This window comes from bacterium SCSIO 12827, assembly GCA_024397995.1.
In the GTDB taxonomy this organism is placed as follows: domain Bacteria; phylum Pseudomonadota; class Alphaproteobacteria; order Rhodospirillales; family Casp-alpha2; genus UBA1479.
Genome location: CP073746.1, coordinates 1,749,541 through 1,774,529, shown reverse-complemented (window position 1 = coordinate 1,774,529; position 24,989 = coordinate 1,749,541). Strand labels below are relative to the sequence as shown.

Below are 24,989 nucleotides of genomic sequence, written 5' to 3'. Positions count from 1 at the left end.
ACAAACTGGTCACTGCTTTACGGCAATGGAAAAGGCGCCCCGAAGGGCGCCTTTTCCATGTTCGGAGACTGGTTGTTCTAGTGCGCCAGTATCTGGCTGAGGAACAGTCGAGTGCGTTCGTGCTGCGGATTGTCGAAGAACGAATGCGGTTCGTTCTGTTCGATGATCTCGCCGCCGTCCATGAAGATCACCCGGTCGGCCACGGTCTTGGCGAAGCCCATTTCGTGGGTCACGCAAAGCATGGTCATGCCCGTGTCGGCGAGTTCGATCATGGTGTCGAGCACTTCCTTGATCATTTCCGGATCGAGGGCCGAGGTCGGCTCATCGAACAGCATGATCTTCGGGCTCATGCAGAGCGAGCGCGCGATGGCGACGCGCTGCTGCTGACCACCCGACAACTGGCCGGGGTACTTCAGCGCCTGTTCGGGAATCTTGACCCGCTCCAGGTACTCCATGGCGATGGCCTCGGCCTCTTTCTTCGGCGTCTGGCGCACCCAGATGGGACCCAGCGTGCAGTTCTCCAGCACCGTCAGATGCGGGAACAGGTTGAAGTGCTGGAACACCATCCCGACCTCGCGCCGGATCAGGTCGATGTTCTTGAGATCATTGGTCAGCTCGATGCCGTTGACCAGGATCTCGCCCTTCTGATGTTCCTCCAGCCGGTTGATGCAGCGGATCAGGGTTGACTTGCCCGACCCGGACGGTCCGCAGATGACGATCCGTTCCTTGGCCTTCACGGACAGGTTGATGTCCTTGAGCACATGGAAATCGCCATACCACTTATGCATGCCGTGGATTTGGATGATGTCGTCGGATCCCTTGGAGGACCCGATCGCGCCGGCCGTTGCGGCGGTTTGTGTTTCAGCCATGATTGCTGGCTCCTCTTAATGACCCGTGTGCAGCTTCTTCTCGAGGTACAGGGAGTACCGCGACATGAGGAAGCAGCTGATGAAGAAGAAGATGGCGACGAAGACATAGACCTCGGTCGAGAGGCCCTGCCACTTGCTGTCCGCCAACGATGACCGACCGATGCCCAGGATGTCGAGCCGGCCGATGACGATGACCAAGGTCGTATCCTTGTAGAGGGCGATGAAGGTGTTGACGATGCCGGGGATGGCGATCTTCAGGGCCTGCGGCAGGATGATCAGACGCATGGACTGCCAGTACTTGAGGCCCATGGAGTCGGCCGCTTCGTACTGTCCCTTGGGGATCGCCTGCAGGCCGCCGCGGATGACCTCGGCCATATAGCCCGAAGCAAACAGGGTGACCATGATCAGCATGCGGACCAAGAGGTCGAAGTTGGTGCCCGGCGGCACGAAGTAGCTGAGCATCACGGCCGCGACGAACAGCAAGGTGATCAGCGGCACGCCGCGGATGAACTCGATGAACGCGACGCAGACGATGCGCAGCACCGGCAGATGCGATTGTCGCCCAAGGGCGAGGCAGATGCCGATGGGCAACGAGAAGGCGATGCCGGTAACGCCGATGATGACGTTCAGCATCAGGCCGCCGAACTGGTCCGTCGCCACGTATTCCAGCCCGAAGATGCCGCCGACCAGCAGCACACCGGCAATCAACGGGTAAAGCACGGTAAAGATCAGCGCCTTGCCCCGGTGCGGCACGTTGTCATAAAGCACCGGCGCCAAGGCGACGACCAGAAGGACCGCCGTCAGGTTGACTCGCCAGCGCTCGGCCTCCGGATAGAAGCCGTAGATGAACAATTGCAGCCGAGTCCCGATGAAGGCCCAGCAGGCGCCGCTGGCCTGGGCCTCGCAATCCTTACGCGAGGTCCCGGTGTAGGCCGCATCAATGAACATCCAATCCACCATGGCCGGGATGATCTTGTACAGCAGGTAGATGGTCAGCAGGGTCAGCAGCGTGTTGGTGACCGAACCGAACAGGTTCGTCTTGATCCAATGCATCGGCCCCTTGACCGACGACGGCGCCGGCCAATCGGGGTGCTCGCCTGGCTCGTAAGCGTTCACGAGGCCGGGTGTCATATCGGGGTTTTGTGTGTTTGCCATGATCCCTTCCCCTTACCTTTCAACCAGCGCAATGCGCTTGTTGTACCAGTTCATGAACGCCGAGATGACCAATGAGAAGCTGAGATAGATCAGCAGCACGATGATCATCGTCTCCATTTCCTTACCCGTCTGCATGAGCGTGATGCCGCCGATTGTGGCGACGATGTCCATGTAGCCGATGGCGATAGCGAGCGACGAGTTCTTGGTCAGGTTCAGGTACTGGCTGGCCAGGGGCGGAATGATGACCCTGAGCGCCTGGGGGATGATGACAAGTTGCAGCACGCGGTTTCGGCGAATACCGAGAGCCCCCGCGGCTTCCCACTGTCCCTTGTTGATCGCCATGATGCCGGAGCGCACGATCTCGGCGATGAAGGCCGAGGTATAGAACGACAGCGCCAGCCAGAGGGCCAGGAACTCGGGCAGCATCATGACGCCACCCTGCAGGTTGAAGCGCCCCATCTTGGGCATCTCCCACACCAAGGGAGAGCCGGAGATCAGGAACACGATCAGTGGCAGGCCGATGATGACCCCCGTGCAGATCAGGAACACGGGATAGATCTTGCCCGTATCCTCCTGCACTTTCTTGGCCCAACGGCGGAAGACCAAGGCGGCGATCACCGCGATCCCGAAGGCCGCCACGGTAAAGCCGAAGCCGTCGAGAAATTCGGGGCGCGGCGCATAGACGCCGCGGTTGGACAGGAACAAGGCATCACCGACACTGATCGCCTGCTTCGGCAATGGCAGGAAGTGCACCATGATGCCGTGGATCAGCAGGATATGCAGCAGCACCGGCACGTTGCGCGTGAATTCAATGAACACATAGACGATGCGCGACGCCAGCCAGTTGTTGGATAGCCGGATAACCCCGAGAATAAACCCGAGGACCGTTGCCAGGATGACGCCGCAGAAAGCCACCAGGGCGGTGTTCAGGATGCCCACCAGCATGGCCCGCGCGTGCGACGACCGGGAGGTGTATTCGATCAGCGTCTGGTTGATGTCGTAGGACGCGGGCTCCTGCAGGAAGTCGAAGCTGAACGTCTTGCCCAGCGCCTGCAGGTTCAATACCGCATTGTTGATGATATAGGCGAAGAAGGCGAACAGCAGGGCCATCGTCACAATCTGGATGATGACCGAGCGGGTCTCCTTGTTCCGCCAGAGCTTCAACAGCACATTGGGTTCGCCCCGTGCCGTCGCGCTTCCTTGATCCACAGTCGTGGTCACGTCAGCCCCCTGTCGTTATTGGGCGGTTTGATTCAAACCTTACCGGTGTTCCGCCGCCTTGTTCCTTTCCCAGAGCACGGGAAGGCCATTTCTTATTATCGGCTCCCGAAACGAAGACGCGCCGGAGGGGTACCCCCACCGGCGCGTATCGTTCAGGTCGTTTGCACGATTAAGTCCCGGCTTACCGGAACGGCGGCGCGTACTGCAGACCGCCTGCGGTATAGAGCGCGTTCAACCCACGCTCCAGACCGATCGGCGTTTTCGTGCCGAGATTGCTCTCGAAGATTTCACCGAAGTTGCCGCGGGCCTTGATTGCGCGCAGGGCCCAGGCCTTGTCGAGACCGAGCATGGCGCCCAGGTCACCTTCGGCGCCCAGCAGGCGGGCGACGTCGGGGTTCGGCGGGTTCTTGGCCATTTCGTCGGCGTTGGCGGCGGTGACGCCGGATTCCTCAGCCTGGATCAGGGCGAACACGGCCCAGCGGACGATGTCTTCCCACTGGTTATCACCATGACGGACGACCGGTCCCAGCGGTTCCTTGGAAATGATTTCCGGCAGGATCACGTGGTCGGACGGTTTTTCGAAGGTCGCGCGGGTGGCGGCCAGGCCCGAGGCGTCCGTGGTGTACGCATCGCAACGGTCGGCCAGATAATTCTTACGCGCTTCCGAGCTGTCTTCGATCGGCACCGGCGTGTACTTGATATTGTTGGCGCGGAAGAAGTCGGCGAGGTTCAGTTCGGTCGTCGTGCCGGTCTGGATGCAGACCGTGGCGCCGTCCAGTTCCTTGGCGCTTTTCACGCCCTTGGACTTGCGGATGATGAAGCCCTGGCCATCGTAATAGGTCGGGTGGATGAAGGTCAGCTTCACGTCCACGTCGCGCACGAAGGTCCATGTGGTGTTGCGGAAGATCACGTCGCCTTCCTTGGAGTTCAGCAGCGTGAACCGGGTCTTGCCGGTGGCCGGAATGAACTTCACCTTGTCGCCATCACCGAGGACGGCGGCGGCAACGGACCGGCACATGTCGGCGTCGAAGCCGGCCCAGTTACCGTTGGCGTCGGTGAACGAGAACCCCGGAAGGCCGGTGTTCACGATGCAATGCAGAACTCCGCGTGCCTTGACGTCATCAAGCGTTGCCGCTTGTGCCCCCGTGGCAATGCCGACGACCGCAGCTGCGGCGGCGACAATACTTGCTCGTTTGAACATTTGTAGATTGCTCCCTGGCTATCTGAAATCGGTTTATTACTTTGTTTTCCGCGGGCGAATGTTCATACCGCACCCGCGAAGGCTTACAGGCGTAACATAACCTACAAAAATCCCTCAAGCGAGAATGATTGTCTTTTTTCCCCAGGAAGCCGCTCCCTTTGAAGCGGTGCGCATGTGTAACGCCTTGCGAAAACATGGTTTCCCGCTATCTTGCCAAAACGCCCAACCAACCAAGGACTCCCCCTGAAATGACGAAGAAATCACGGCGCAAGGACACGGTGATCGCCCATACGGCGATGAAGCCCTGGGACAACGTGGGCATTCCCAATCCGCCCATCTATTACGCCTCGACCGTGCTGTTCCCGACCATCGAGGAATTCGAAACCCGGGACCGGCCGCCCTTCAAGGGCGTGCAGTACGGGCGTTCGGGCACGCCGACCCAGTTCGCGGTCGAGGAAGCCGTGACGGCGCTTTACGCAGGCTCCCACCGCACCGTGACCTTTCCATCCGGCCTGGGCGCCATCGCGGCGGCGACCATCACGTTCCTCAAGCACGGCGACCATGTGCTGATTTCCGATTCCGTCTATGGCCCGACGCGCAAGCGGGTCGGCGCCAACCTTCTGGAACGTGCCGGGGTCGAGATCACCTTCTATGACCCTCTGATCGGTGCCGGGATCGAGGATCTGATCCAACCCAACACACGCATGATTTATATGGAATCCCCGGGCTCCCACACCTTCGAGGTGCAGGACGTGCCCGCCATCACCAAGGTCGCACGGGCGCGGGACATCATCACCGTGATCGACAACACCTGGTCATCGGCCTTCTTCTGCAATCCGTTCACGTTGGGCGTCGATATCGTGCTGGAAGCCGGGACCAAGTACCTGTGCGGCCATTCCGACGCCATGCTCGGCACGGTCACCGTCGCGACCGAGGAGCAGTTCCAGGCCCTGAAGGGCATGCAGAACACCCTGGGGTCGCGTGCCGGGCCCGACGAATGCTATCTGGCCCTGCGCGGCATCCGCACCTTGTCCGTGCGCATGGAGCGCCACCAGAAAAACGCGATGGAAGTCGCGACCTGGTTGGCCGCCCGGCCCGAGGTCGAACGCGTCCTCTACCCCGCCCTGCCCTCCGACCCCGGCCATGAATTGTGGAAGCGCGACCATACGGGGGCGTCCGGCCTGTTCGGCATGATGCTCGGCGATTACCCCAAGGCCGCAGTCGCGGCCATGGTCGATGGTTTGGATCTGTTCGGCATCGGCGCCAGTTGGGGCGGCTTCGAAAGCCTGGCAATTCCCATCAATCCCAAGGGATCACGCACGGCCGTGACCTGGGGCCATGACAATCCGATGGTACGCCTCCATATAGGGCTGGAAGATCCGCAGGACTTGATCGAGGACCTGGAGGAAGGCTTTGCGCGGCTCAACGCAGCGAGGTGACGACGTAACGAGGACGACGAGTATGAGCAACGACGTGGCGGACCGGGTCATCGGCCGCCTGAAATTCAACGAAGCCGGCCTGATTCCCGCCGTGGCGCAGCAGCACGACACGGGCGAAATGCTCATGCTCGCCTGGATGAACGCCGACGCCATCCGTGAAACCCTGGAAACGGGCCGGGTCTGTTATTTCTCCCGCTCCAAGGGCCGGCTGTGGCGCAAGGGCGAAAGCTCGGGCCAGGTTCAGATGTTGAAGGAATTCCGCTTCGACTGCGACGAGGATGCGGTGCTGCTGCTGGTCGATCAGACAGGCGTGGCCTGCCACACGGGCCGCCACAACTGCTTCTTCCACGCCGTGCGCGACGGCGACATCCGCGTCATCGCCGAGCCCGAGGTCACGCCGGAGGCCCTTTATGGCGGAAAAGACTGACGCCAGGGACGACGCCCCCGCCGACGCGCCGCAGGACGTCAACGCCCGGCTAATCGCCAAGACCATCCCCGTCACCGTGCTGACCGGCTTTCTCGGGGCCGGGAAAACGACGCTGCTCAACAAACTGCTATCCCATCCCGACATGGGCGAGGCCGCCGTGCTGATCAACGAATTCGGCGACATCGGCATCGACCATCTGCTGGTCAAGGAAACCCGCGAGGACACGGTGCTGCTCAATTCCGGCTGTCTGTGCTGCACTGTGCGCGGCGACTTGGTCAACGCCATGCGCGAGCTGTTCTGGCAGCGGTTTGACAAGAAAATCCCCTGGTTCAAGCGCGTGGTGATCGAGACCACGGGCCTGGCCGACCCCGCCCCCATCATCCATACCTTAATGACTGACCCGACCGTGGGGCCGCGTTATCGGCTCGACGGCATCGTCACCGTGGTCGACGCCGTGAACGGGCCGCAGACCCTGGACGCCCAGCCGGAAAGCGTGAAACAGGCCGCCGTCGCCGACCGCATCGTGCTGACCAAGACCGATCTGGCGACGGCTGAACAACTGGCGACGATCCAGGACCGCCTTCGCATCCTCAACCCGTCGGCCCCCGTGTTCGACGCCTCCGCCGACTTCGGGCCCAAGGACCTGTTCGACGCCGGGCTGTTTTCCACCGACCGCAAGATCGCCGACGTCGCGGGCTGGCTGCGCGAGGAAGCCTTTGCCCAAGACCACGACGTCCATAACCATGACCACCACGACCACGATGCTCACGGTCACGATCACGGGCATGATCATCACCATGACCCCAACCGCCACGACGCGCGCATTTCATCCTTCTGCATGACCGTGGACGCCCCGATCCCCTGGGACGGATTCGTCACCTGGATGGAAATGCTGATCACGACCCAGGGCGAAAACCTGCTGCGCATCAAGGGCATCCTGAACGTCGCGGGCGAGCCCAACCCCGTCGCCGTGCATGGGGTGCAGCACCTGTTCCACCCGCCCGTGGGCCTGCCCGCCTGGCCGGACGACGACCACCGATCCAAGATCGTGTTCATCACCCGCGACATCGGCCGCAAGGTGATCGAGGACACGTTCCATGCCTTCGTCGCCACGACAGAATAACCGAGACACGGGATGTTTCGGGCGCTGACCTTCCGTTCTGACGATTTGCCTGATGCCCATCTTGCCCCCCGCCGCTGCGGCCGATACCGCCGAATGCGGCGGGGTTTACATCAAGGCGTTTTGATTGGGTGATGCGCGGATACCGCCCGCGCCCGGAATGTCTTAGTATCCGCTGATGCTGGAACTGGCCCTCATCGCCTTCGCGACCTTCTTCGCCACCGTCGGGCCGCCCGACGTGGCCATCGCCTTCGCCGCCCTGACCCCCAAGGCCTCGGCAACGGCGCGACGGCGCACGGCTGTGCGCGCGGTCGTCATCGCCGGCGGCATTCTGTTGTTCTTCGCCGTGTTGGGAAAACCGGTACTGACGTACATGGGAATCTCCCTGCCCGCGCTCCGCACGGCCGGCGGGATTCTCCTGCTGCTGATTTCCATCGACATGGTGTTCGCCAGGTCCTCCGGCGGAACGTCGACCACCGACGAGGAAGATGCCGAATCGATTACCCGTAAGGATGTCTCGGTGTTTCCACTGGCGACGCCGCTGATCGCCGGGCCGGGCACGATCGGAGCGGTCCTGCTGCTGGTCGCCGACGCCCATGGCGATCCGTTGCGCCTAGCCGCCGTGGCGGCCGCCATGACGGCGGTTTTGATCATTTCCCTGGCCCTGATGCTTGTGGCGGCGCAGGTTCAGAAACGCCTGGGCGTGACCGGCGTGCATGTGCTGTCGCGCGTGTTCGGGATTCTGCTGGCGGCGCTCGCCGTACAGTTCCTGTTTGACGGCATCCGGGCCAGCGACCTGCTGACCGGGCTGGCCGGCGGAACCTAGGCGGTCTTGACCAATTCCTCGATCAGGGCCAGCAGCTTGTCCGCATTGATCGGCTTCTCGACATAACCGTCGGCCCCCAGCTTCGCCGCGCGCTTCTTCCAGGTCTCGGCGGAATGGGCGGATACGATGATGATCTTGGTCCGGCGCAGGCGGGGGATCTGGCGAAGTTCGCGGCACAGGTCGAACCCATCAACGGAGGCCATCTGAAGGTCCGTCAACACGACATCCGGCACATGCTTCTTGATGGACGAAATCGCCGTGGCCCCCATGAGATCGCTCGTCACCTCATGGCCGGCGCCCTCGAGAATGGACCTCAGAATTTCAAGCGTGATCTCGTCATCATCGACGATGAAGATTTTCAAGGGCGTCTGTCCGCAATGTCTGATCAACTGACCATTAGGTAGGGCTTGCAGGCGCCGCCGTCTAGGCCGCCTGTTCCTTTTCCCAAGGGGGAACGGGGCCGAACTTCTCGGCGAAATAGTCGATGAAGGCACGCACGTTGGGCGACAGATTCCGTTTGTTGGAATAGATCGCGAGAATGTCCGAGGTCTCGTCCGCATAATCCGGCAGCACGCGAACGAGGCGTCCCTGGGCCAAGGCATCGTTAACCAGATATGTGGAAAGTCGCGCGATTCCGACGCCCGCCAACACCGCATAATAGATGGCGTCGGCGCTGTTGGCCTCGAAATTGCCCTTGATCGGCAGCCGCTGGAGGTCGGCGCCATTCTCGAACGTCCAGGTATTCCATGCCTCCACCGTCGAAATCCGCAGACAATTATGGTTCGCCACATCGTCCGGAGTACGCGGCAGGCCATGTTCGGCGACATAGGATGGCGCCGCCACATAGACCCGCCGGTTGGTCGCCAGTTTGCGTGATACCACGGACGAATCGTCGATCTGCTCGGAAAACCGAATGGCCACGTCAACCTGTTCCTCGACCAGATCGATGACCCGGTCCGTGGCGTCGAGGGAAATCTTCAAATCCGGATTCTTGGCCAGAAACACGGGCAACAATGGCAAAAGCTGCGCCTTCGCAAAGGCCACGGTTGCCGCCACCTTGAGGGTTCCCTGAGGATGGTCAACCATGTTGAGGACCAGGGCCTCGGCCTCCTGCACGCCCTGCGATACGTCGGCGCAGCGCGCATAAAAGGCACGCCCGACCTCGGTCAGGGAGATGCGTCGGGTCGACCGGTTCAACAGGCGCGTGCCCAGGCGATCCTCCAGTTGGCCGATCTGGCGACTGACCGCCGACGGGGTCAGTCCCAAATCCCGCGCAGCCGCGGAAAACCCGCCGTTTTCAACGACGGTGGCGAACATGATCATCTGTGTCGCTATATCCATTAACTTATTCCTGATTAATTTTTTACCGTTTGTGCGCGAAAGTCACAAGCCTTGTGCATTTCGAGGGGATTATCGCTGATCCATCTTACCATTATATTGCACTGCAACACGATTGTTGCATTGCAGCAGCCGCAGAATCAGTGACCAACCGCACACCAACCCTCGAAAGGAGTCCTCAGATGAACGACATCATTGGACATACGACCTACAAAGAAATCTCCCCCGAAGAAATGACGCGGATGTTGCACGAAGCCGAATTGCTTCGCGCCGAAGCGGTACGCGATCATTTGTTCGCCCTCGGCCGCGGCATTGCCCGCGTTGTCGGCTCGATCCGCCACGGTTTAGATGGCCTGATCCATCCGAACGCCGCAGGCGCCCGCTAGTTTAAACCCGTACCACCACGGGTTCCGGCGGAGTAGCTATAGGACGGGCGTTCAAGCGGACCTCCCACCGCGCGTGGTCCCGTCCTTACTCCGTCGGCCGGAGCGGTGGCGCCCCCTTGGCCCAGTCAGCCATAGGAAGGGGGCGCCCCGGTCCGGCCCAATTGTTTCGGCCCGCATGGGCCCGGCCCTTCAGTGGCCAGCTTCCATCCCGCAACGGCGCGGGTTCCCATTCAAACAACGACACCGAATCCACTACCAGCCGCCAGGGCTAGGTAGTGTCAAATTCATATGGAATCAGGCAGTTGCTTGACCGGATTCGGATTTCAGAGAAGGACAGACCCGCCCGGCAACGGCGCCCGGCGTTCACCCCGACCATTCGTTTGGCACGCATCACCATAACCGGTGCCTCCAAAAACCAATCAGACAGGGAAAAGTGAGAACGTCATGAATCGCCGAGACCTCTTGAAAGCCTCCGCAACCGCCGGTGCCGCCGCCGGCGGCCTGCTGGCCGCCCCGGCCATCGCCCGCGCCAAGGACACCTTCAACTGGAAGATGACCAACATGTATCCGGCCGGCGCCCCCTTCTATACGGTCGGCCCGGGCAGCCCCACGGACTTTTGCGCCCGCGTGAAGGAAATGTCGGACGGCCGCCTGAACATCCAGCATTTCGCCGCCGGTGAACTGATCCCGCCCAAGGAAGGCTTCGACGCCGTGCGCGCCGGCACCATCGAAATGAACGCCGGCAACGCCTATTACTGGGCCGGCAAGATCTTCGCCGCGCAGTACTTCACCACCGTACCCTTCGGTCTCAACTTCCAAGGGGTTAACGCCTGGATGTACCACGCGGGCGGCTTGGAGCTGTGGAACGAGGTTTATGCCGATTACGGCCTGACCGCCCTGCCCATGGGCAACACGGGCGTGCAGATGACCGGCTGGTTCAAGAAACCCATTGAATCCGTTAAGGATTTCGACGGTCTGAAGATGCGGATTCCAGGCCTGGCCGGCAAGGTGTACGAAAAACTCGGCGTCGCCGTGAAGCTGCTGCCCGGCGGGGAAATCTTCCCGGCCCTGGAACGCGGCGTGATCGACGCGGCCGAATTCGTCGGCCCCTTCCAGGACCGCCGCATGGGCCTGCACAAGGCCGCCAAGTACTACTACACCACCGGCTGGCACGAGCCGTCCAACGTGACGGAACTGCTGATGAACAAGAAGGCCTGGGACAGCCTGCCCAAGGACCTTCAGGCCATCGTCAAATCCTGCGCCCAGGCCTGTAACCTAGACAGCCATGCCTGGAGCGAGGCCAACAACGCCGATGCTTTGACGGATCTGGTGACCAACCACGGCGTCATCGCCCAAACCCTGCCCGACGCCGTCGTCGCCGAACTGAAGACGCTGACCGAACAGGTTTTGGCGGAAAAATCGGCGGCCGATCCGCTGACCAAGAAGGTCCACGACCATTTCATGGCCTTCCGCGCCAAGCATCGGTCTTGGGCGGCGATTTCGGAAAAGCCCTATCAGGGCATGATCTCGTCTTAACCCGGGCGAGGTAATCGCACATGAATCCACGCAGCCCCTCGGGCCTGCGGCGTCTCGAAGCGGCCCTGCTCATTCCGGTGGAATGGGCGGGCCGTCTCGCGGCCGCTTGCGGCCTGCTCATGGTCTTCGTCGTCGCGGGCAACGTGCTCACCCGCTATGGCCTCAACATCAGCTCCGTCGCCCTGCAGGAACTGGAATGGCATCTGGTCTCGCCCATCGCCCTGATCGGCATGTCCTATGCCATGCAGAAGGGCGAGCATGTGCGCGTGGATTTCCTCTATGCCCGCCTGCCCGTTCATTGGCAGGCGGTGATCGACCTGGTCACGGATTTTCTCGTGATCGGGGTTTCCGTCACCATCGTCGTGCTGTCCCTGCCCTATGTGCAGCTGTCCTACGGCATTCTTGAAGGCTCGCCCGATCCCGGCGGCCTGCCCTACCGCTGGGTTCTGAAAGCCTTCATTCCCCTGGGCTTCGGGCTTCTCGGCCTACAGGCGATCAGTCAGGCCATGGGTGCCCTCACCACCTTCGCCGCCGCGCGCGCCCAGCTGGTTAGCGCGCCATGACGGAGATGGAACTGCTCGCCATCGGCATGATCGGTGGTTTCTTCGGACTTCTGGTGATCGGCATTCCCGTCGCCATTTCGCTGGCCGTCTCCGGCCTGCTGTTCGGCTACCTCGGCTTCGGAACCAGCCTGTTCGGCCTGTTGCCGGGGCGCATTCACGGCGTGGTCACCAATTACACCCTGCTGGCATTGCCGCTGTTCATCTTCATGGGCGTGATGCTGGAAAAATCCCGCATGGCCGAGGACCTGATCGACGTCATTGGCCATGCCATGGGGCGCCTGCGCGGCGGCATGGGGCTTGCCATCATCATCGTCGGCGTCCTGATGGGGGCGTCGTCGGGCATCGTCGGGGCCACGGTCGTCACCGTCGGCCTGTTGGCGCTCGGCCCCCTGGTGCGGCGCGGCTACGACAAGGGCCTGGCCTGCGGCACCATCTGCGCCTCGGGCACGCTGGGGCAAATCATTCCACCCAGCCTGGTGCTGATCCTGTTGGCCGACATCCTGGGTCTGTCCGTGGGCACGCTGTTCGCCGCCGCCATGGTGCCGGGCCTGATGCTGGCCGGGATTCTCGCCCTCTACCTGCTGCTGCTCGGCTATTTCCGCCCCGACATGGCCCCCGCCATCCCCGAAACCGAACGCGACGCCATGGGCCGTCGCGAATTGCTGATCAAGCTGGTGCAGGTCGTGCTGCCGCCGCTGGTGCTGATCTTCGCCGTGCTGGGCTCCATCGTCGGCGGCGTCGCGGCACCGACGGAGGCTGCCTCCATGGGCGCTCTCGGCTCCCTCATCCTGGCGCTCATGGGTGGACGGTTGAACCTGCGCGTCCTGGCCGACGTCTGCAAAAACACGCTTTTGACCTCGGCCATGGTGTTCTTCATCCTGATCTGCGCCCAACCCTTCGGCCTGGCGTTCCGGGGCCTCGGCGGTGAACACCTGGTCGGCTACATGTTCGAATTCATCCCGGGCGGTGTGACCGCCGACCTTCTGTTCATGATGGCGGTAATCTTCGTACTGGGCTTCTTCCTGGAATGGATCGAGATCTCCTACATCGCCCTGCCCCTGTTCCTGCCTGTGTTCGCCAATTCGGGCGTCGACATGGTGTGGCTTGCGATCCTGGTCGCCATGAACCTGCAGACCTCGTTCCTGACGCCGCCCTTCGGCTGGGCCCTGTTCTTCCTCAAGGGCGTGGCGCCGCCGGAAATCACCACCGGCGACATCTACCGGGGTGTCATTTCGTTCATCGCCTTGCAGATGGTGGCGCTGGGCCTGCTGTTCGCCTTCCCGGAAATCGCGACCTGGCTGCCCAAGGCGATCGGGTGGTAGCGCTTGTTTAGATCGCCCACCGCGACAACCACGGCACGAAGGCAAGCAGCAGCACGACCACCAGCATGGTCAGGACATAGGGCACGGCGCGTACGGCGATCTGCATCACCGGCACCCCTGTCAGGCCCGACAATACGAACAGATTGAGACCGAGCGGCGGCGTGATGAAGCCGACGCCCAGGGCCGTAACCATGAAAATGCAGAAATGGATGCTGTCCATGCCGATTTCCTGAGCCAGCGGCAGCATCAGGGGCGCCAGGATGACGATGTTCGGCGTCGTCTCCATGACGCATCCGGCGACCACGAACACGCCCAGCATCAGCAGGACCACGATCCAGGGCTCGGTGGTCAGGGTGGTGATGGTGCCGACGAAGGCCTGCGGCACGCCAAGGGCCGCGAGGGCCTGCGCCAACAACAAGGCAATGCCGATGATCGGCGCGATGACGCCGTTCACTTCGGCCGAACGTTCCATCATGCGGGGGACGTCCGACAGGCGAAGCTGTTTCGTGCCGAAACCGATGGCGATTGCGGTCAGCACCGCCACCGAGGCCGATTCCGTGGGGGTGAAAATGCCGGAATAGATCCCGCCCAGAATGATGAACGGCACCATCAAGGCATAACGCGCCGCCCAGAAGGCGCGGCCAAACACCGGCACGGAAAAACCACCCGAGCTGCGCTCATAGCCGCGCACCCGATTCACGGCGACATTGGTCAGGATAATGGCGAGCAGCACCATTACCCCCGGCAGGGCAGCGGCCAGGAACAGTGTCGACGCCGAGATGCCCAATGTCAGGCCGATGATGATGTATGAAATGGACGGCGGGATCAGGATGCCGGTGGTCGCGCCGCTGGCCACCAGAGCGCAGGCATAGGGCAGCGGATATCCTCTCGCCACCAGATGCGGAATGGTGATGCGCCCGAGCGCCGCCGCATCGGCGGCGTCGGAGCCCGAAATGCAGGCGAAGAAGCCGCAGCCCATGACCGTCGAGGTGCCCAGGCCGGAGCGGATCCAGCCCAATGAGGCTTCGGCCAAGCCCAAGAGCTTATGCGACATCCGGGTGGTGACGATGACGTCGCCCGTCAGAATGAACAGCGGCACGGCGATCAGGGAAAAGCTGTCGATGCCGGAAAACAGGGTTTCGCCGATCAACGTCAACGGCAGAACTTCGGTGACCGACAGCAACAGCGCCGTGCCCAGGCCCAGAACAACCCAGATCGGCACTCCCAGCAAAATCAGGGCGGCCATGCCCAGCACCGGCCCGTAGACCGTCCAACCCAGCTCCGTTGACGCGGCGTATAGTTGGTACATCACTCGAACAACTTCTTGCCGCGGTACACCGGACGTCCGGCACGGTGGTCATCGATGTCGCGCACCATGTTCTGCACGATGCGCCCCAGCGTCATGGCGAATCCCAGCGGCACGGCGATCAGGAAAAACGTCCGATTGATGCGCAGTCCGTCGGTGACGTTGTGAAAATCGATCGCTGTGAGGATCGGAATCATGGAGTAGTAGAGCGCGACGATGGCGAACGCCATGGTCGCCAAATCGGCAAAGACATACAGCCAGACATGGTGGCGTTCCGGCACCCAGCCATAGATGATGTCGATGCGGATATGACTGCGGTTCTTGACCCCGGCACTGGCCCCCACCCATGTCAGATAGATGAAGGCAAAACGGGCGATTTCCTCGCCCCAGATGCTCGAGTACGACAGCAGGAACCGGCGCACGACCTCGACGCCGATAACGGCGACGACGAGAGCGTAGAAGACGAGAAGCAGGTAGCGTTCGCCGTTCTGGTCGATGGTACGTAGGATCGCGCGCGTCATCGCGGTCTATATCTCATTGATCAACGGAAAAATGGCGGGCCGCAAGCGGCCCGCCATGCACGGATGGGCCTCAGCCCTTGACGTCGTCCACGTAGTACTGACCCTGAGTTTCCGCCGCTTCCTGGAAGGCGCCGAACTTGGCCAGGCTTCCGGCAAGCTGAATTTTCAGGTCGTTCCATTCCGGGCGCTGGGCGCCGGTGACTTCCTTCCACTGCTGCAATTCAGCCTCGTTGGGGGCGTAGTATTTGGTGCCGCCCTTGGCCATTTCCGCCATGGCGTAGGCGCGCGATGCCGGCACCTGGGCCAGGTTCTGCTGGAAGGTGATGTCGGCGGCGGTGCGGATACCGGCCTGGGTGCTTTCCGGCAGGCTGCGCAGCCATTGCAGATTGCAGGAATAGACCTGGGCGTCTTCGACCGACTTGATGAACGACACGGTTTCCAAAAGGCCGCTGAAGCCGGCGGCATACAGGGCGACGAGCGCCGGATCCAGGCCGTCGGCGACCCCTTCCTTGATGGCGGTCGGCGTTTCGCCCCAGGCCACGGGCGTCGGATTGGCGCCGGCCATGCGGTAGAACTGCTGCAGGATCTTGGAGCCGGGCACGCGGAACTTCATGCCCTTCATGTCTTCCGGCGTTTTCAGAACCTTGCCGAAGCCGTTGCGGGTAGCCGCCGTGCGCGGATCGAGCACCAGATAGAGCAGCACCTCGAAGCCCTTCTCGTTGACCTTGGTGTGGACGTCGTCCTTCCAGGTCTTGGAGGTCACCAGATTGGTGAACTTCTGGTTGGTGTTGGCCCAATAGGGCACGTTGATCAGGTCGATGGCCGGCGCGAAGGGCGCAAAGTTGGACACGGAATGTTGCGCCGCCTGGATGGTGTTGGACTGCACCTTGGACGCCAATTGTCCGCCCTTGCCCAGGACACCGCCCGGCGACAACTTCACGTAGACGTCGCCGTTGGTCAGGTTCTGGATGTTTTCCTTCAGGTTCAACTGCACCAACGGATAGTACCGGGTGGCGCCCACGACATATTCCGTCGCCAGATTCATGGTCGTCTTGGCGGCCTTCTGACGTTCGTTTTCTTCCTTGGCCGTCTGCGCCACGGCCTGCTCGGAAAACAGGGCCGATCCCGCCGCCGTCACCGCCAGGGCGGTAAAACCATAGGTTTTGGTCAACTGCCAGAAGCGCCGACGATCGATTGGCGTCTGGAACACGTTTTCGCGCTGAAGCTTGTCTGACATCGTTGTCTCCTCCCAAAGACGGTTTTGATACGGACTGCGGGCGTCACCTTGCGGATTGCGCGTCCGGCCGACCGTCGTCACGAACGACAGCTTCGGCATTGTCATCATCCGCCTCCTGCCGTTCGCGGATCAAGGTGCCAACCACAAAAAATACGACAGCCAGCAGCAGGGTCAGGAACTGCAACCATTCCGGAAGGTGCAAGGGGATTGTGTTTCCCGCGACGATCTGCGCCTTGGCGATCAGAATGTCGGCGGCGAAAACGGCGAACACCAGGGCCGCCGCCCGAAAAAACGCACGCGATCTGTCCATGCCGTGGCACCTCCCCGCCCTATCGATTTGTCTCGGATGACTCTAGGGACCGGCTCGGCCCACTGTCCAGTCCGTTTCCGATGCCGTTGGCTACTGCCGCGGGAGGTAGTGGTCCTGCCACTTCAACACGATGTTGAAGCTGACCGAGACCCGGGTTTCCTTGGACAGGTTCGGGTGGATGAAGTGGCTGAGGAAGGCCGGCCACATCATCAGCAGGCCCGGTTCGGGCAGCACCGTGAATTCCGGATCGACGTAGGGATCCTTGGCGATCGCCGTCATGTTCACGCCCGGGCGCGGATCGTAGAACGTGATGTGCGAGGGCCGCAGGTCGGCGCGGTTGCGCATGGGCTCCTTTGCCCCCGGCATCTTCAGGTAATAGGTCCCCGACAGGTACGACCCCGGATGATTGTGGGCGTCGTGATAATCGCCCAGGCGGTTGATGTTGGGCCAGCCCTGGATGGTCCACTTCACATCGTAATCGATGCCGATGGCGCGCAGGTAATCAACCACGGTCTGGTTGATCTGTTCGCGAAGCCAGCCGACGGCGGGGTCGTCCAGGTTGAAGAAGTCGGGGGCCAGATAATCCGTGGTCAGGTTCTTGTTCACCCGCTCCATATCGCGGATCAGCTTGACCAGGGCCTGGGTCGGTTCCTCGAAGCCCGGCAGGTGCCGGCGGACCAGCTTGGTCGGCCACAGGTCGAGGATACCGTCTTGAGAAGTGTCGGACATGTCAGGCGCAGGCCGCTCTGCGGCGGGTTAGAAGCATCCCAGGCCGTACAGGCTGTTCTGAACCACCTTGATCGCGTTGGCATCCAGGCTTTTCGACAGCACGAAGGCCCCCGCGTCCCTCAGTTCGGGCGCGAAGATCAAAGCAGCCATGCCGACCAGGGCGGCGAGTGCGATCTGCCGTTGCATAACCGCCATAATATGGCCGAACGGCGCGCGATCCAAGAAAAATGGCCGGGCCGAAGCCGCCCCCGGTCACGCTTTCGAGAGCCACGATGGATATCCGGGCTGTGTTTCCTATATGCTGAGCAACACCCGGATTTTCGAGGAATGCCGCCATGTTTTCCCTGTTCAAGATGCCGAACAAATCAGAATTGCCGACTGCCGACCAGGCCCTGCCCGGCCGAGACACGCCGATCCCCACCTCCGAATTCCATGTCGTCACCGGCAATCGCATCAAGCCGCCGTTTCCCGACGGCATGGAGACCGCCGTGTTCGGCATGGGATGCTTCTGGGGGGCGGAACGCAAGTTCTGGGAAACCCCCGGTGTTTGGACCACGGCGGTGGGATACGGCGCCGGGTTCACGCCCAACCCGACCTATCAGGAGGTCTGCACGGGCCAGACCGGCCATAACGAGATCCTGCTGGCCGTCTACGATACGGCCAAGGCGAGCTTTGAGGACATGCTGAAGGTGTTCTGGGAAAACCACGACCCGACCCAAGGCATGGGCCAGGGCAACGACCGGGGCACCCAATACCGCTCCGGCATCTACGTAAATTCGCCCGAGCAGCGCCGCGCCGCCGGGGCCTCGCTGAAGGCCTATCAGAAAAAGCTGTCCACGGCCGGCTACGGCCCCATCACCACCGAAATCAAAGACGCCGGCCCCTTCTATTACGCGGAAGAAGTCCATCAGCAGTACCTGGCCAAGAACCCCCGGGGTTATTGCGGGCTGGGCGGCACGGGCGTGGCCTGCCCGATCGGTGTCAAATCTTAAAAGAGTTACAACTTCAAATCAGAAAATATTGCATTAGAAACTAAAGAGCCCCGCACAAAATGCGGGGCTCTTTCGCTTGGTACTAGTGTTCTAGATCACCTGCCTAGAAACCCTTTTCCTCATACAGAAACATTTCAGGCCTCCAAAGCTAGTTCAGTAGTTTTAAGTTCCAAAAAATCGACTAACAATCCGTTAACAATTATCTAGGCAGGCTCTTCTATCACATCAAGGGACAACACAAAAATCCGATCATTGGGTGTTGCATTCTCCTCTGGCGCCATCTTGTACACTTCACCAGGCCTGATGTCGACAATTTTACCCCCAGTCAATCCGAGTTTAATGGGTACTCCATCTGTGGAATTACGAACGACCATATCGAAATGCTCCACGACTCGTTGGGGCGTGAAGCCACATTCTACTCCCGCTCCAGCCCAAATCCAATATTGACAATCAAGCAGAACATCCCCGTTAGGAGGAATGCGCAAGTCAATCGACCCGTTCCAACCCCGTTCCGAATCAATTGCTTCGCGCCCATTCGCAAGTTGGCCAACATCGTTCACGGATATCCATTCAACCTCTCCCACAACACCTACATCAATATCGAACTTATCCGGTCGAACACTCATTTTCGGATTATCATAATATTCAACATCAAATATATTCTTCACATTGTACTTTACATTTGCTGAAATTTTGAATGCATTTATATCCTCTCTATAGTCGCTAATAGTCCAAGATCTTTCAGCATACGGGGAATAACCCCCATAGCGCTTTAATTCTTCTTTAGCGTAATCTCGCAAGGGCTTCGGAGAACGACTGCCATAAAAAGCGATGATCCGTTCATCAAACGTAGCAATGTCTGGCCGAAACGGCGCTGTAAAAGCTAAGACCGCAATGCCTACAAGACTGAAAAAGAGTACGTCCTGCACCCATGATGCATACACCGCCACAACAATTGCATCCGCATTTACATGCAGAAGGTCACTGTAAAAATACCCGCCTATGCCGCTTGCAGCATAGGCAACAACAACAGCACCGACAACAAGAAGCACACGGCTATCTTTTAGTTTGAACAGAACTCGTCGCCACATCAAATTTCCCCCATATGCATCGACACCAGACAGTATGAATATACCAAGACATAAAGAAATTTGCAGAAATTCAACTAAGCCGATTTTATATATATGCAATATCTCGTTATAAGGCACTACAAATCTATCTGGAGAAAAACACCTAGTAGCCTCAAAAAAACAACACCAATTAAAAGATAGGCCCTACTTTCACCTTAAAAAAAAATTTCAGTCTACGACCCATGGCTAGGGTGTGTTTTTCATCACTTTCCCTAGGGATTCTCTATATTATTTTGATATCGAAATAAGAAGGGGAGCCCATTGAGGAAAGGACCATGACCATGACGAAGCTCCTTGTATCGGACGACAACCCCAACGGCGCCAAGCTGGAGGATATTCTCCGCATCCTGCGCAACGACATCATCGCGCGCTGCAATGTCTCCGTCGCCACCCACGAACGGGAGACGGAGAAAGTCGTCGCCAACAACATGCGCATCCTCAACCTGCTGACGGAATGCATCGACCTGGCCGAAGTCTCGACGGACATCCTGGTTCAGGCCTATGGCGTGGAGCAGGCCGCAAAGGGCATCGCCCGGCGCCCCGGCTCAACCCAAGAAGACGCGGCTTAACAGCGTTTTGAGGATGGCCGGCCTTTAAGAGCCTCTGTACCGCGACATGTCGGCGAATGCCGCGACCGCGGCACTGGCGATGACCGTTTCGTAACCCCTCTCCGGGTAAGGAACGTTCAAACCGCCTTTGACAACACGGACCGACGCACTGCCGTGCGGCAGCATGGCCTGCACCGCTTCGATATCGACTGCCGACGGGTCCTGTACGCCGATCGTCACTTCAACCGTCATATCGGTATCCGGGTCCCGGCCCAATTCGCGCATGAACGACAGACTTGAATGATGGATGGCGTCATCGACGGCGCGGCAGGCGGCTTTCGTATAATTGCCCCCGCGCAAAGAAACGCCGGACCCCATTTCCAAAATCACGCGATCCAGTTTCTTGCTCATTGGGCGTCTCCCAGAACATCGTCCGGAACATCCATGCGGACCACGACGGCCGCATGGGCAAGCAAGGTCGAATCCGTGCCGTCCGGTGTCGCGATTTCCAGCCCCCCCTCTTGGCAGGTCACGGTGATCTGACCGTAGGGAAACACGGCCGCGACGGCCGCCTTGTCGATGGTCTCGGGACGGGGAGCGCCGATGGTCACCTCGATGACCATGTTGTCGCGCGGCTGCCCAAGGGCATCGGCGATCTGCAGGAAATTCCGCCACAGCGCATCCCGCACGGCCCGTTCGGCGGCCTTGGTGCTGTCCCCGCCGTGGATATCGGTGCCCTGCCCCATTTGCAGAACCATGCGTTTCAAGCTCACCGCAGCCCACTCCCTTTAAGTCATTGAAATAACTGGCGACCCCGGCAGGACTCGAACCTGCAACCTGCTGCTTAGAAGGCAGCTGCTCTATCCAGTTGAGCTACGGAGTCCCCGGCGGACAACACGCCGGAGACACGGCCCGGCGCAGCCCCATTCAGTGGGTCCAGACGCCGACCTTGTCGAAGGCGAAGTTGTCGGAATAGCTCTTCGGCTTGACGCGGCGGGTATGGGGCTCGATCACCTTGTAGATCAGGCCGTTCTTCTTGGCGTAGTCGACGGCTTCTTCCTTGCTGTCGAACTTGAGCCGTAGCTGGCCGCGGGTATCGCCCGAGCCGATCCAGCCCATCAGGGGATCGGCGACGCGGGGTTCCGCCGGCTCGTATTCCAAAATCCAACGCCGGGACTTGCCCCGGCCGGACTGCATGGCGTTCTTCGCCGGCTGAAAAATGCGCGCTTCGCTCATCTTCCCAATTCCCATTCTGGCGCGGCCGATTGCCGCGCGTCTTAAGGTCTTCTATGCGGCCATCGGGCCGTCCCGTCAACGGTGACATGGACGGACCCGGTGGCACGGCCCCAGGCCGCCTGCCTGGATACTGGTCGGGGCGACTGGATTCGAACCAGCGACATCGTGCTCCCAAAGCACGCACTCTACCAGGCTGAGCTACGCCCCGACGCGGGGGAAACCTATGATTTAAGCCTGCCCAAGGCAAGCACGCGGTTAGCGGAAGATCGCGTGGTCGACCCGGTCGCCAACGCGGATGCCGAGCCGCGCCACCGTCCCGGCCGCGACCTCAAGCACGGCGCGGTTGCGCTCCGGTGCCTCGATGGTGTCCAGGGACCGCGGCGTCGTGCGTTCGCGGATGAATCCGATGCGCCCATCCGCGCCGATAAACAGCATATCAAGCGGAATGAAGGTGTTGCGCATCCACATGGAAATATAGATTTCGCGCCCGAAGTCGAACAGCATGCCCCGGTCCGGGGCCAGGTCGCGGCGGTACATCAGACCGAGGGCGCGCTGCGCGTCGTCGACCGCCACCTCGACCTTGAACGGATGCGCGCCGTTCGCCGTATGCACGACCACTTCGGATTCGGCGAATCTGACCGTTTGGCCGTCCGCAGGTGCGGCCGTGCCACTCAAAACGACGCAAAGAACCGCCAACACACCGGCAAAACGCAGGGCGGCGCGGCGCGTGATTTTCCACGATCCGAAAATCCTGTCGATCATTTCAGGTCCATCGCACCTATTAATAATACAGCTTCCGTAGATTTCCGCCGCCCTTGGTATACCAGCGCGAACGTCCTTGTTATTCCATGAAATTATGCCCATTTTGTTGTCACGTCGATGGCTTTGGGTGGTATACCTGAGCCTCGGATAACGTGGTGCTCGGCGCCGCCCTTCAATGGTGCGGCAATACCGACCAGGGGAAGAACGGGGGAACCTTTCAGTGCTCCATGCGATCAGCCTTAGCATCGGCCTGGCCGCGCTCTGGTGGCTGCTGTCGGGCTATACGATTCCGCTGATCCTGGCCTTCGGCGCCGGTTCCGTCGCCTTGGTCGTGTTCATCGCCCACCGCATGGACGTGGTCGACCACGAAGGCCACCCCATCCAGGTGACTTGGCGCTGGCTGACCTACCTGCCCTGGCTGGGCAAGGAGATCGTCACGGCCAACATCGACGTGGTCAAGGCGGTGCTGTCGCCAAAGGGCCGGGTCCATACCTCGGTCCTGCGCACCAAGGCGACGCAGAAGACTGAGCTGGGCCACGTCATCTACGCCAATTCCATTACCCTCACGCCGGGCACGGTGACCCTCGCCGTCGAAGATGGAGTGATGATCGTCCACGCGCTGACGCGGGGTGCGGCCGACGGGCTGAAGTCCGGCGAGATGGACCGCCGCTGCACAGCCGTCGAAGGCGCGCCCGGAGAGGACCGCTAACGCCATGAGCTTCGCCGCCGCCGCCCTCGCCGTTCTGGTCACCATGGCTCTGGTCCTGGTGCGTGCCCTCAAAGGGCCGACCGTGTTCGACCGCATCCTCGCCGTGAATGCCTTCGGCACGCTGACGGTCCTGTTGATTTCCGTGGTCGGGTTCCTGCAGGGCCGCCCGGAATTTCTCGATCTGGCGTTGGTCTATGCGCTGATCAACTTCATCGGCACCATCGCGGTGACCAAGTTCATCAAGTTCCGGGACATGGGCCATGGCGAACAAGCCGCCGGCCCCGATGCGGGGGATATCTGACCATGGCGTTCCCCGTTGATCCGATCATCTTCGACATCCTGACCTGGCTGTTCATTCTGCCGGGCGCGGTGCTGCTGATCATCGGCGGCATCGGTATGATCACAATGCCCGACGTGTTCGCGCGCATGCATCCAGCGGGCGTCATCGATACGCTGGGCTGCGAATTGATCCTGGTCGGCCTGATGTTCCAGGCCGGGCTGACCATTGTCACGGTCAAGCTGGCCCTGATCCTGGCCTTCATCTTTTTCACCAGCCCGACGGCGACCCACGCCCTGGCCCGCGCCTGCCTGAACGCCGGCGTCACGCCCCGGGTCGATGAGGAGAAAAGCGCGGCCCTCAGCCGGGGAGGCCGACCATAGAAAACGTCATCATCATCGTCCTGATGCTCATGATGGGGGCCGTGGGCCTAGCCATCGCGCGCATCCGCGACCTGTTCGCCGTATCCATGCTGTCGGGCATCTTCTCGTTGATCGGCGCTGCCGCCTATGTGGTGCTGGACGCGGTCGATGTCGCCTTCACCGAGGCCGCCGTGGGTGCGGGAATCTCCACCGTCCTGATGCTGGGCACCCTGGCCTTGACCACGCGCAAGGAAAAGCTGGGCGGCGGCAAAAGCAAGAGCACGACCGCGTTTCTGGTCGTCGCCGTGACCGGCGCCGTGCTGGTCTACGGCACCTTCGACATGCCCCGCTACGGCGACAAGATCGCTGCCATCCACCACCACGTGGTGCCCCGTTATATCGAGAAATCGGGCGAAGAAGTGGGCATGCCCAATATCGTCACCAGCGTGCTGGCCAGCTACCGCGGTTATGACACGCTCGGCGAGGTCTTCGTGATCTTCACCGCCGCCACGGGCGTGCTGGCCATCCTGGGCCGCGCCCGCCGGCGGCGCGAAGACGAGGAAGCGGATGAAGGCGGCTCGGACACGAAGGGGGCCGCATCATGATGCACCGTAAGGTCGTTCTCCGCGTTGTCTCCAAGTTCCTGATCCCACCGATCCTGCTGTTCGCGCTTTACGTTCAGTTTCATGGCGACTTCGGCCCCGGCGGCGGGTTTCAGGCGGGCGTGATCTTCGGTTCGGGCTTTATCCTCTACGCCATCCTGTTCGGCGTCGAGACGGTGAAACGGGTGCTGCCGCCCTGGTCGACGCGCCTGCTGCTGGTCGTCGGCGTGCTGACTTATGGACTAACTGGAGTCGCAGGGCTGATCCTGGGCGGCAACTATCTGGACTACAACGTCCTGGCCCACGACCCCTTGCACGGGCAGCACTACGGCATCCTGATCGTCGAACTGGGTGTCGGCATCACGGTCGCGGCGTCGATGATCACGATCTTCAACGTGTTCGCCGGCCAGTCGGGCGGGGACTGAGGCCATGCAGGGATTCGTCGACATCTTCAAACCGCTGTACGACCTGTGGCTTTCCTTCGAAGCCTTCATGGTCGGCCCGGCGTCGCCCGGTCTGCTCGGTTACTGGATCGTCATCGCGCTGATGATGACCGGGTTCTACATCGTCATCGCCCACGACAACTTGGTGAAGAAGATCGTCGGTCTGAACGTGTTTCAGGTCTCGGTCTTTCTGTTCTACATCCTGATGGCCAAGGTCACGGGCGGCACGGCGCCGATCCTGGACGAAGGCATCAAACTATATTCAAACCCCCTGCCCCACGTCCTGATCCTGACCGCGATCGTGGTCGGCGTTGCAACCACAGCCCTCGGCCTCGCCTTGGTCGTGCGCATCCGCAACGCCTACGACACCATCGAGGATGACGAGATCCTGGCCGTGGAAGAGGAGGAGGACAGGTGACCGC

Annotated in this window: 33 protein-coding genes and 2 tRNA genes; 16 read left to right on the top strand and 19 right to left on the bottom strand. The window is 61.0% G+C overall.

The window, feature by feature from the left end:
- Positions 1-77: 77 nt before the first annotated feature.
- The 4 genes from KFF05_08355 to KFF05_08340 form a co-directional block, all read right to left on the bottom strand.
- Entirely contained in the window at positions 78-806 is a 729-nt protein-coding gene (locus KFF05_08355; GenBank protein UTW53635.1) for an amino acid ABC transporter ATP-binding protein, read from the bottom strand.
- Between the two features lie 78 nt (positions 807-884).
- Positions 885-2,000, bottom strand: coding sequence for an amino acid ABC transporter permease (locus tag KFF05_08350; protein UTW53634.1), 1,116 nt, complete (start codon positions 1,998-2,000; stop codon positions 885-887).
- A gap of 36 nt (positions 2,001-2,036) precedes the next feature.
- Positions 2,037-3,134: an ABC transporter permease subunit gene (locus tag KFF05_08345; GenBank protein ID UTW53633.1), complete on the bottom strand. Its 1,098-nt coding sequence runs from the start codon at positions 3,132-3,134 to the stop codon at positions 2,037-2,039.
- A 292-nt stretch (positions 3,135-3,426) separates the two neighbouring features.
- A complete protein-coding gene (locus tag KFF05_08340; protein ID UTW53338.1) occupies positions 3,427-4,446 on the bottom strand; it encodes an amino acid ABC transporter substrate-binding protein in 1,020 nt (339 codons plus the stop codon).
- A gap of 248 nt (positions 4,447-4,694) precedes the next feature.
- Between KFF05_08340 and metC the strand changes: the two genes are divergently transcribed.
- The 4 genes from metC (at position 4,695) to KFF05_08320 (ending at position 8,258) form a co-directional block, all read left to right on the top strand.
- Positions 4,695-5,885 carry a cystathionine beta-lyase gene (gene metC, locus KFF05_08335; GenBank protein ID UTW53337.1) on the top strand — a complete coding sequence of 397 codons (1,191 nt, stop codon included), beginning with the start codon at positions 4,695-4,697 and terminating at the stop codon, positions 5,883-5,885.
- Positions 5,886-5,907: 22 nt separating this feature from the next.
- Entirely contained in the window at positions 5,908-6,312 is a 405-nt protein-coding gene (gene hisI / locus KFF05_08330) for a phosphoribosyl-AMP cyclohydrolase (GenBank protein ID UTW53336.1), read from the top strand.
- Positions 6,296-7,435 carry a GTP-binding protein gene (locus KFF05_08325; protein ID UTW53335.1) on the top strand — a complete coding sequence of 380 codons (1,140 nt, stop codon included), beginning with the start codon at positions 6,296-6,298 and terminating at the stop codon, positions 7,433-7,435. The genes hisI and KFF05_08325 overlap by 17 nt, the downstream gene beginning before the upstream one ends.
- Positions 7,436-7,610: 175 nt before the next feature.
- On the top strand, positions 7,611-8,258 hold the full coding sequence (locus KFF05_08320; GenBank protein ID UTW53334.1) for a MarC family protein: 648 nt from the start codon (positions 7,611-7,613) through the stop codon (positions 8,256-8,258).
- On the opposite strand, the gene KFF05_08315 is transcribed toward KFF05_08320, so the two are convergent.
- A complete protein-coding gene (locus KFF05_08315; GenBank protein UTW53333.1) occupies positions 8,255-8,620 on the bottom strand; it encodes a response regulator in 366 nt (121 codons plus the stop codon). The two genes, KFF05_08320 and KFF05_08315, sit on opposite strands and share 4 nt — an antisense overlap.
- A 61-nt stretch (positions 8,621-8,681) precedes the next feature.
- Positions 8,682-9,599 carry a LysR family transcriptional regulator gene (locus KFF05_08310; GenBank protein ID UTW53332.1) on the bottom strand — a complete coding sequence of 306 codons (918 nt, stop codon included), beginning with the start codon at positions 9,597-9,599 and terminating at the stop codon, positions 8,682-8,684.
- Between the two features lie 179 nt (positions 9,600-9,778).
- On the opposite strand from KFF05_08310, the gene KFF05_08305 reads away from it, so the two are divergent.
- The 4 genes from KFF05_08305 (at position 9,779) to KFF05_08290 (ending at position 13,403) form a co-directional block, all read left to right on the top strand.
- Positions 9,779-9,982: a hypothetical protein gene (locus KFF05_08305; GenBank protein UTW53331.1), complete on the top strand. Its 204-nt coding sequence runs from the start codon at positions 9,779-9,781 to the stop codon at positions 9,980-9,982.
- 444 nt (positions 9,983-10,426) lie between these two features.
- A complete protein-coding gene (locus KFF05_08300) occupies positions 10,427-11,518 on the top strand; it encodes a TRAP transporter substrate-binding protein (GenBank protein UTW53330.1) in 1,092 nt (363 codons plus the stop codon).
- A gap of 20 nt (positions 11,519-11,538) precedes the next feature.
- The gene (locus tag KFF05_08295) at positions 11,539-12,081 is read left to right on the top strand and encodes a TRAP transporter small permease subunit (GenBank protein UTW53329.1); all 543 of its coding nucleotides are present in this window, start codon (positions 11,539-11,541) and stop codon (positions 12,079-12,081) included.
- Complete coding sequence (locus KFF05_08290) at positions 12,078-13,403, top strand: TRAP transporter large permease subunit (GenBank protein UTW53328.1); 1,326 nt, start codon at positions 12,078-12,080, stop codon at positions 13,401-13,403. The genes KFF05_08295 and KFF05_08290 overlap by 4 nt, the downstream gene beginning before the upstream one ends.
- 7 nt (positions 13,404-13,410) lie before the next feature.
- Here the strand turns inward: KFF05_08290 and KFF05_08285 are convergent, their stop codons facing one another.
- From KFF05_08285 to KFF05_08260, 6 genes are all read right to left on the bottom strand, one after another.
- Positions 13,411-14,712 (bottom strand): TRAP transporter large permease, encoded by a 1,302-nt coding sequence (locus tag KFF05_08285; protein ID UTW53327.1) that lies wholly within the window; start codon positions 14,710-14,712, stop codon positions 13,411-13,413.
- Positions 14,712-15,230: a TRAP transporter small permease gene (locus KFF05_08280; GenBank protein UTW53326.1), complete on the bottom strand. Its 519-nt coding sequence runs from the start codon at positions 15,228-15,230 to the stop codon at positions 14,712-14,714. The genes KFF05_08285 and KFF05_08280 overlap by 1 nt, the downstream gene beginning before the upstream one ends.
- Positions 15,231-15,300: 70 nt before the next feature.
- Positions 15,301-16,467, bottom strand: coding sequence for a TRAP transporter substrate-binding protein (locus KFF05_08275; protein UTW53325.1), 1,167 nt, complete (start codon positions 16,465-16,467; stop codon positions 15,301-15,303).
- Between the two features lie 43 nt (positions 16,468-16,510).
- Positions 16,511-16,777: a hypothetical protein gene (locus tag KFF05_08270; protein UTW53324.1), complete on the bottom strand. Its 267-nt coding sequence runs from the start codon at positions 16,775-16,777 to the stop codon at positions 16,511-16,513.
- A 90-nt stretch (positions 16,778-16,867) separates the two neighbouring features.
- Positions 16,868-17,506 carry a hypothetical protein gene (locus KFF05_08265; GenBank protein ID UTW53323.1) on the bottom strand — a complete coding sequence of 213 codons (639 nt, stop codon included), beginning with the start codon at positions 17,504-17,506 and terminating at the stop codon, positions 16,868-16,870.
- 27 nt (positions 17,507-17,533) lie between these two features.
- Positions 17,534-17,701: a hypothetical protein gene (locus KFF05_08260; protein UTW53322.1), complete on the bottom strand. Its 168-nt coding sequence runs from the start codon at positions 17,699-17,701 to the stop codon at positions 17,534-17,536.
- Positions 17,702-17,859: 158 nt separating this feature from the next.
- On the opposite strand from KFF05_08260, the gene msrA reads away from it, so the two are divergent.
- On the top strand, positions 17,860-18,498 hold the full coding sequence (gene msrA, locus KFF05_08255; protein ID UTW53632.1) for a peptide-methionine (S)-S-oxide reductase MsrA: 639 nt from the start codon (positions 17,860-17,862) through the stop codon (positions 18,496-18,498).
- A 203-nt stretch (positions 18,499-18,701) separates the two neighbouring features.
- Here the strand turns inward: msrA and KFF05_08250 are convergent, their stop codons facing one another.
- Positions 18,702-19,706, bottom strand: coding sequence for a hypothetical protein (locus tag KFF05_08250; GenBank protein UTW53321.1), 1,005 nt, complete (start codon positions 19,704-19,706; stop codon positions 18,702-18,704).
- A 203-nt stretch (positions 19,707-19,909) separates the two neighbouring features.
- Between KFF05_08250 and KFF05_08245 the strand changes: the two genes are divergently transcribed.
- Complete coding sequence (locus KFF05_08245) at positions 19,910-20,197, top strand: histidine kinase (GenBank protein UTW53320.1); 288 nt, start codon at positions 19,910-19,912, stop codon at positions 20,195-20,197.
- 24 nt (positions 20,198-20,221) lie between these two features.
- Here KFF05_08245 and KFF05_08240 read toward each other — a convergent pair whose 3' ends face one another.
- The 6 genes from KFF05_08240 to KFF05_08215 all read right to left on the bottom strand — a co-directional run bounded on the left by KFF05_08240 (position 20,222) and on the right by KFF05_08215 (position 22,174).
- A complete protein-coding gene (locus KFF05_08240; protein UTW53319.1) occupies positions 20,222-20,587 on the bottom strand; it encodes a Lin0512 family protein in 366 nt (121 codons plus the stop codon).
- On the bottom strand, positions 20,584-20,949 hold the full coding sequence (locus KFF05_08235; protein ID UTW53318.1) for a Lin0512 family protein: 366 nt from the start codon (positions 20,947-20,949) through the stop codon (positions 20,584-20,586). The genes KFF05_08240 and KFF05_08235 overlap by 4 nt, the downstream gene beginning before the upstream one ends.
- A gap of 33 nt (positions 20,950-20,982) precedes the next feature.
- Positions 20,983-21,059 (bottom strand) — tRNA-Arg (locus KFF05_08230).
- 44 nt (positions 21,060-21,103) lie between these two features.
- Positions 21,104-21,412, bottom strand: a complete 309-nt coding sequence (locus KFF05_08225) for an ETC complex I subunit (GenBank protein UTW53317.1) — start codon at positions 21,410-21,412, stop codon at positions 21,104-21,106.
- A gap of 131 nt (positions 21,413-21,543) precedes the next feature.
- Positions 21,544-21,620 (bottom strand) — tRNA-Pro (locus tag KFF05_08220).
- Between the two features lie 47 nt (positions 21,621-21,667).
- Positions 21,668-22,174: a DUF192 domain-containing protein gene (locus KFF05_08215; protein ID UTW53316.1), complete on the bottom strand. Its 507-nt coding sequence runs from the start codon at positions 22,172-22,174 to the stop codon at positions 21,668-21,670.
- 220 nt (positions 22,175-22,394) lie between these two features.
- Between KFF05_08215 and KFF05_08210 the strand changes: the two genes are divergently transcribed.
- From KFF05_08210 to KFF05_08185, 6 genes are all read left to right on the top strand, one after another.
- Positions 22,395-22,883 carry a Na+/H+ antiporter subunit E gene (locus KFF05_08210; GenBank protein UTW53315.1) on the top strand — a complete coding sequence of 163 codons (489 nt, stop codon included), beginning with the start codon at positions 22,395-22,397 and terminating at the stop codon, positions 22,881-22,883.
- Positions 22,884-22,887: 4 nt separating this feature from the next.
- Positions 22,888-23,184: a pH regulation protein F gene (locus KFF05_08205; GenBank protein UTW53314.1), complete on the top strand. Its 297-nt coding sequence runs from the start codon at positions 22,888-22,890 to the stop codon at positions 23,182-23,184.
- 2 nt (positions 23,185-23,186) lie between these two features.
- A complete protein-coding gene (gene mnhG / locus KFF05_08200; GenBank protein ID UTW53313.1) occupies positions 23,187-23,543 on the top strand; it encodes a monovalent cation/H(+) antiporter subunit G in 357 nt (118 codons plus the stop codon).
- The gene (locus tag KFF05_08195) at positions 23,540-24,127 is read left to right on the top strand and encodes a DUF4040 domain-containing protein (GenBank protein ID UTW53631.1); all 588 of its coding nucleotides are present in this window, start codon (positions 23,540-23,542) and stop codon (positions 24,125-24,127) included. Before mnhG ends, KFF05_08195 begins: the two co-directional genes overlap by 4 nt.
- Positions 24,127-24,549, top strand: coding sequence for a Na(+)/H(+) antiporter subunit B (locus tag KFF05_08190; GenBank protein UTW53630.1), 423 nt, complete (start codon positions 24,127-24,129; stop codon positions 24,547-24,549). The genes KFF05_08195 and KFF05_08190 overlap by 1 nt, the downstream gene beginning before the upstream one ends.
- 67 nt (positions 24,550-24,616) lie before the next feature.
- A complete protein-coding gene (locus KFF05_08185) occupies positions 24,617-24,985 on the top strand; it encodes a cation:proton antiporter subunit C (protein UTW53629.1) in 369 nt (122 codons plus the stop codon).
- The last annotated feature ends 4 nt before the right edge of the window (positions 24,986-24,989 follow it).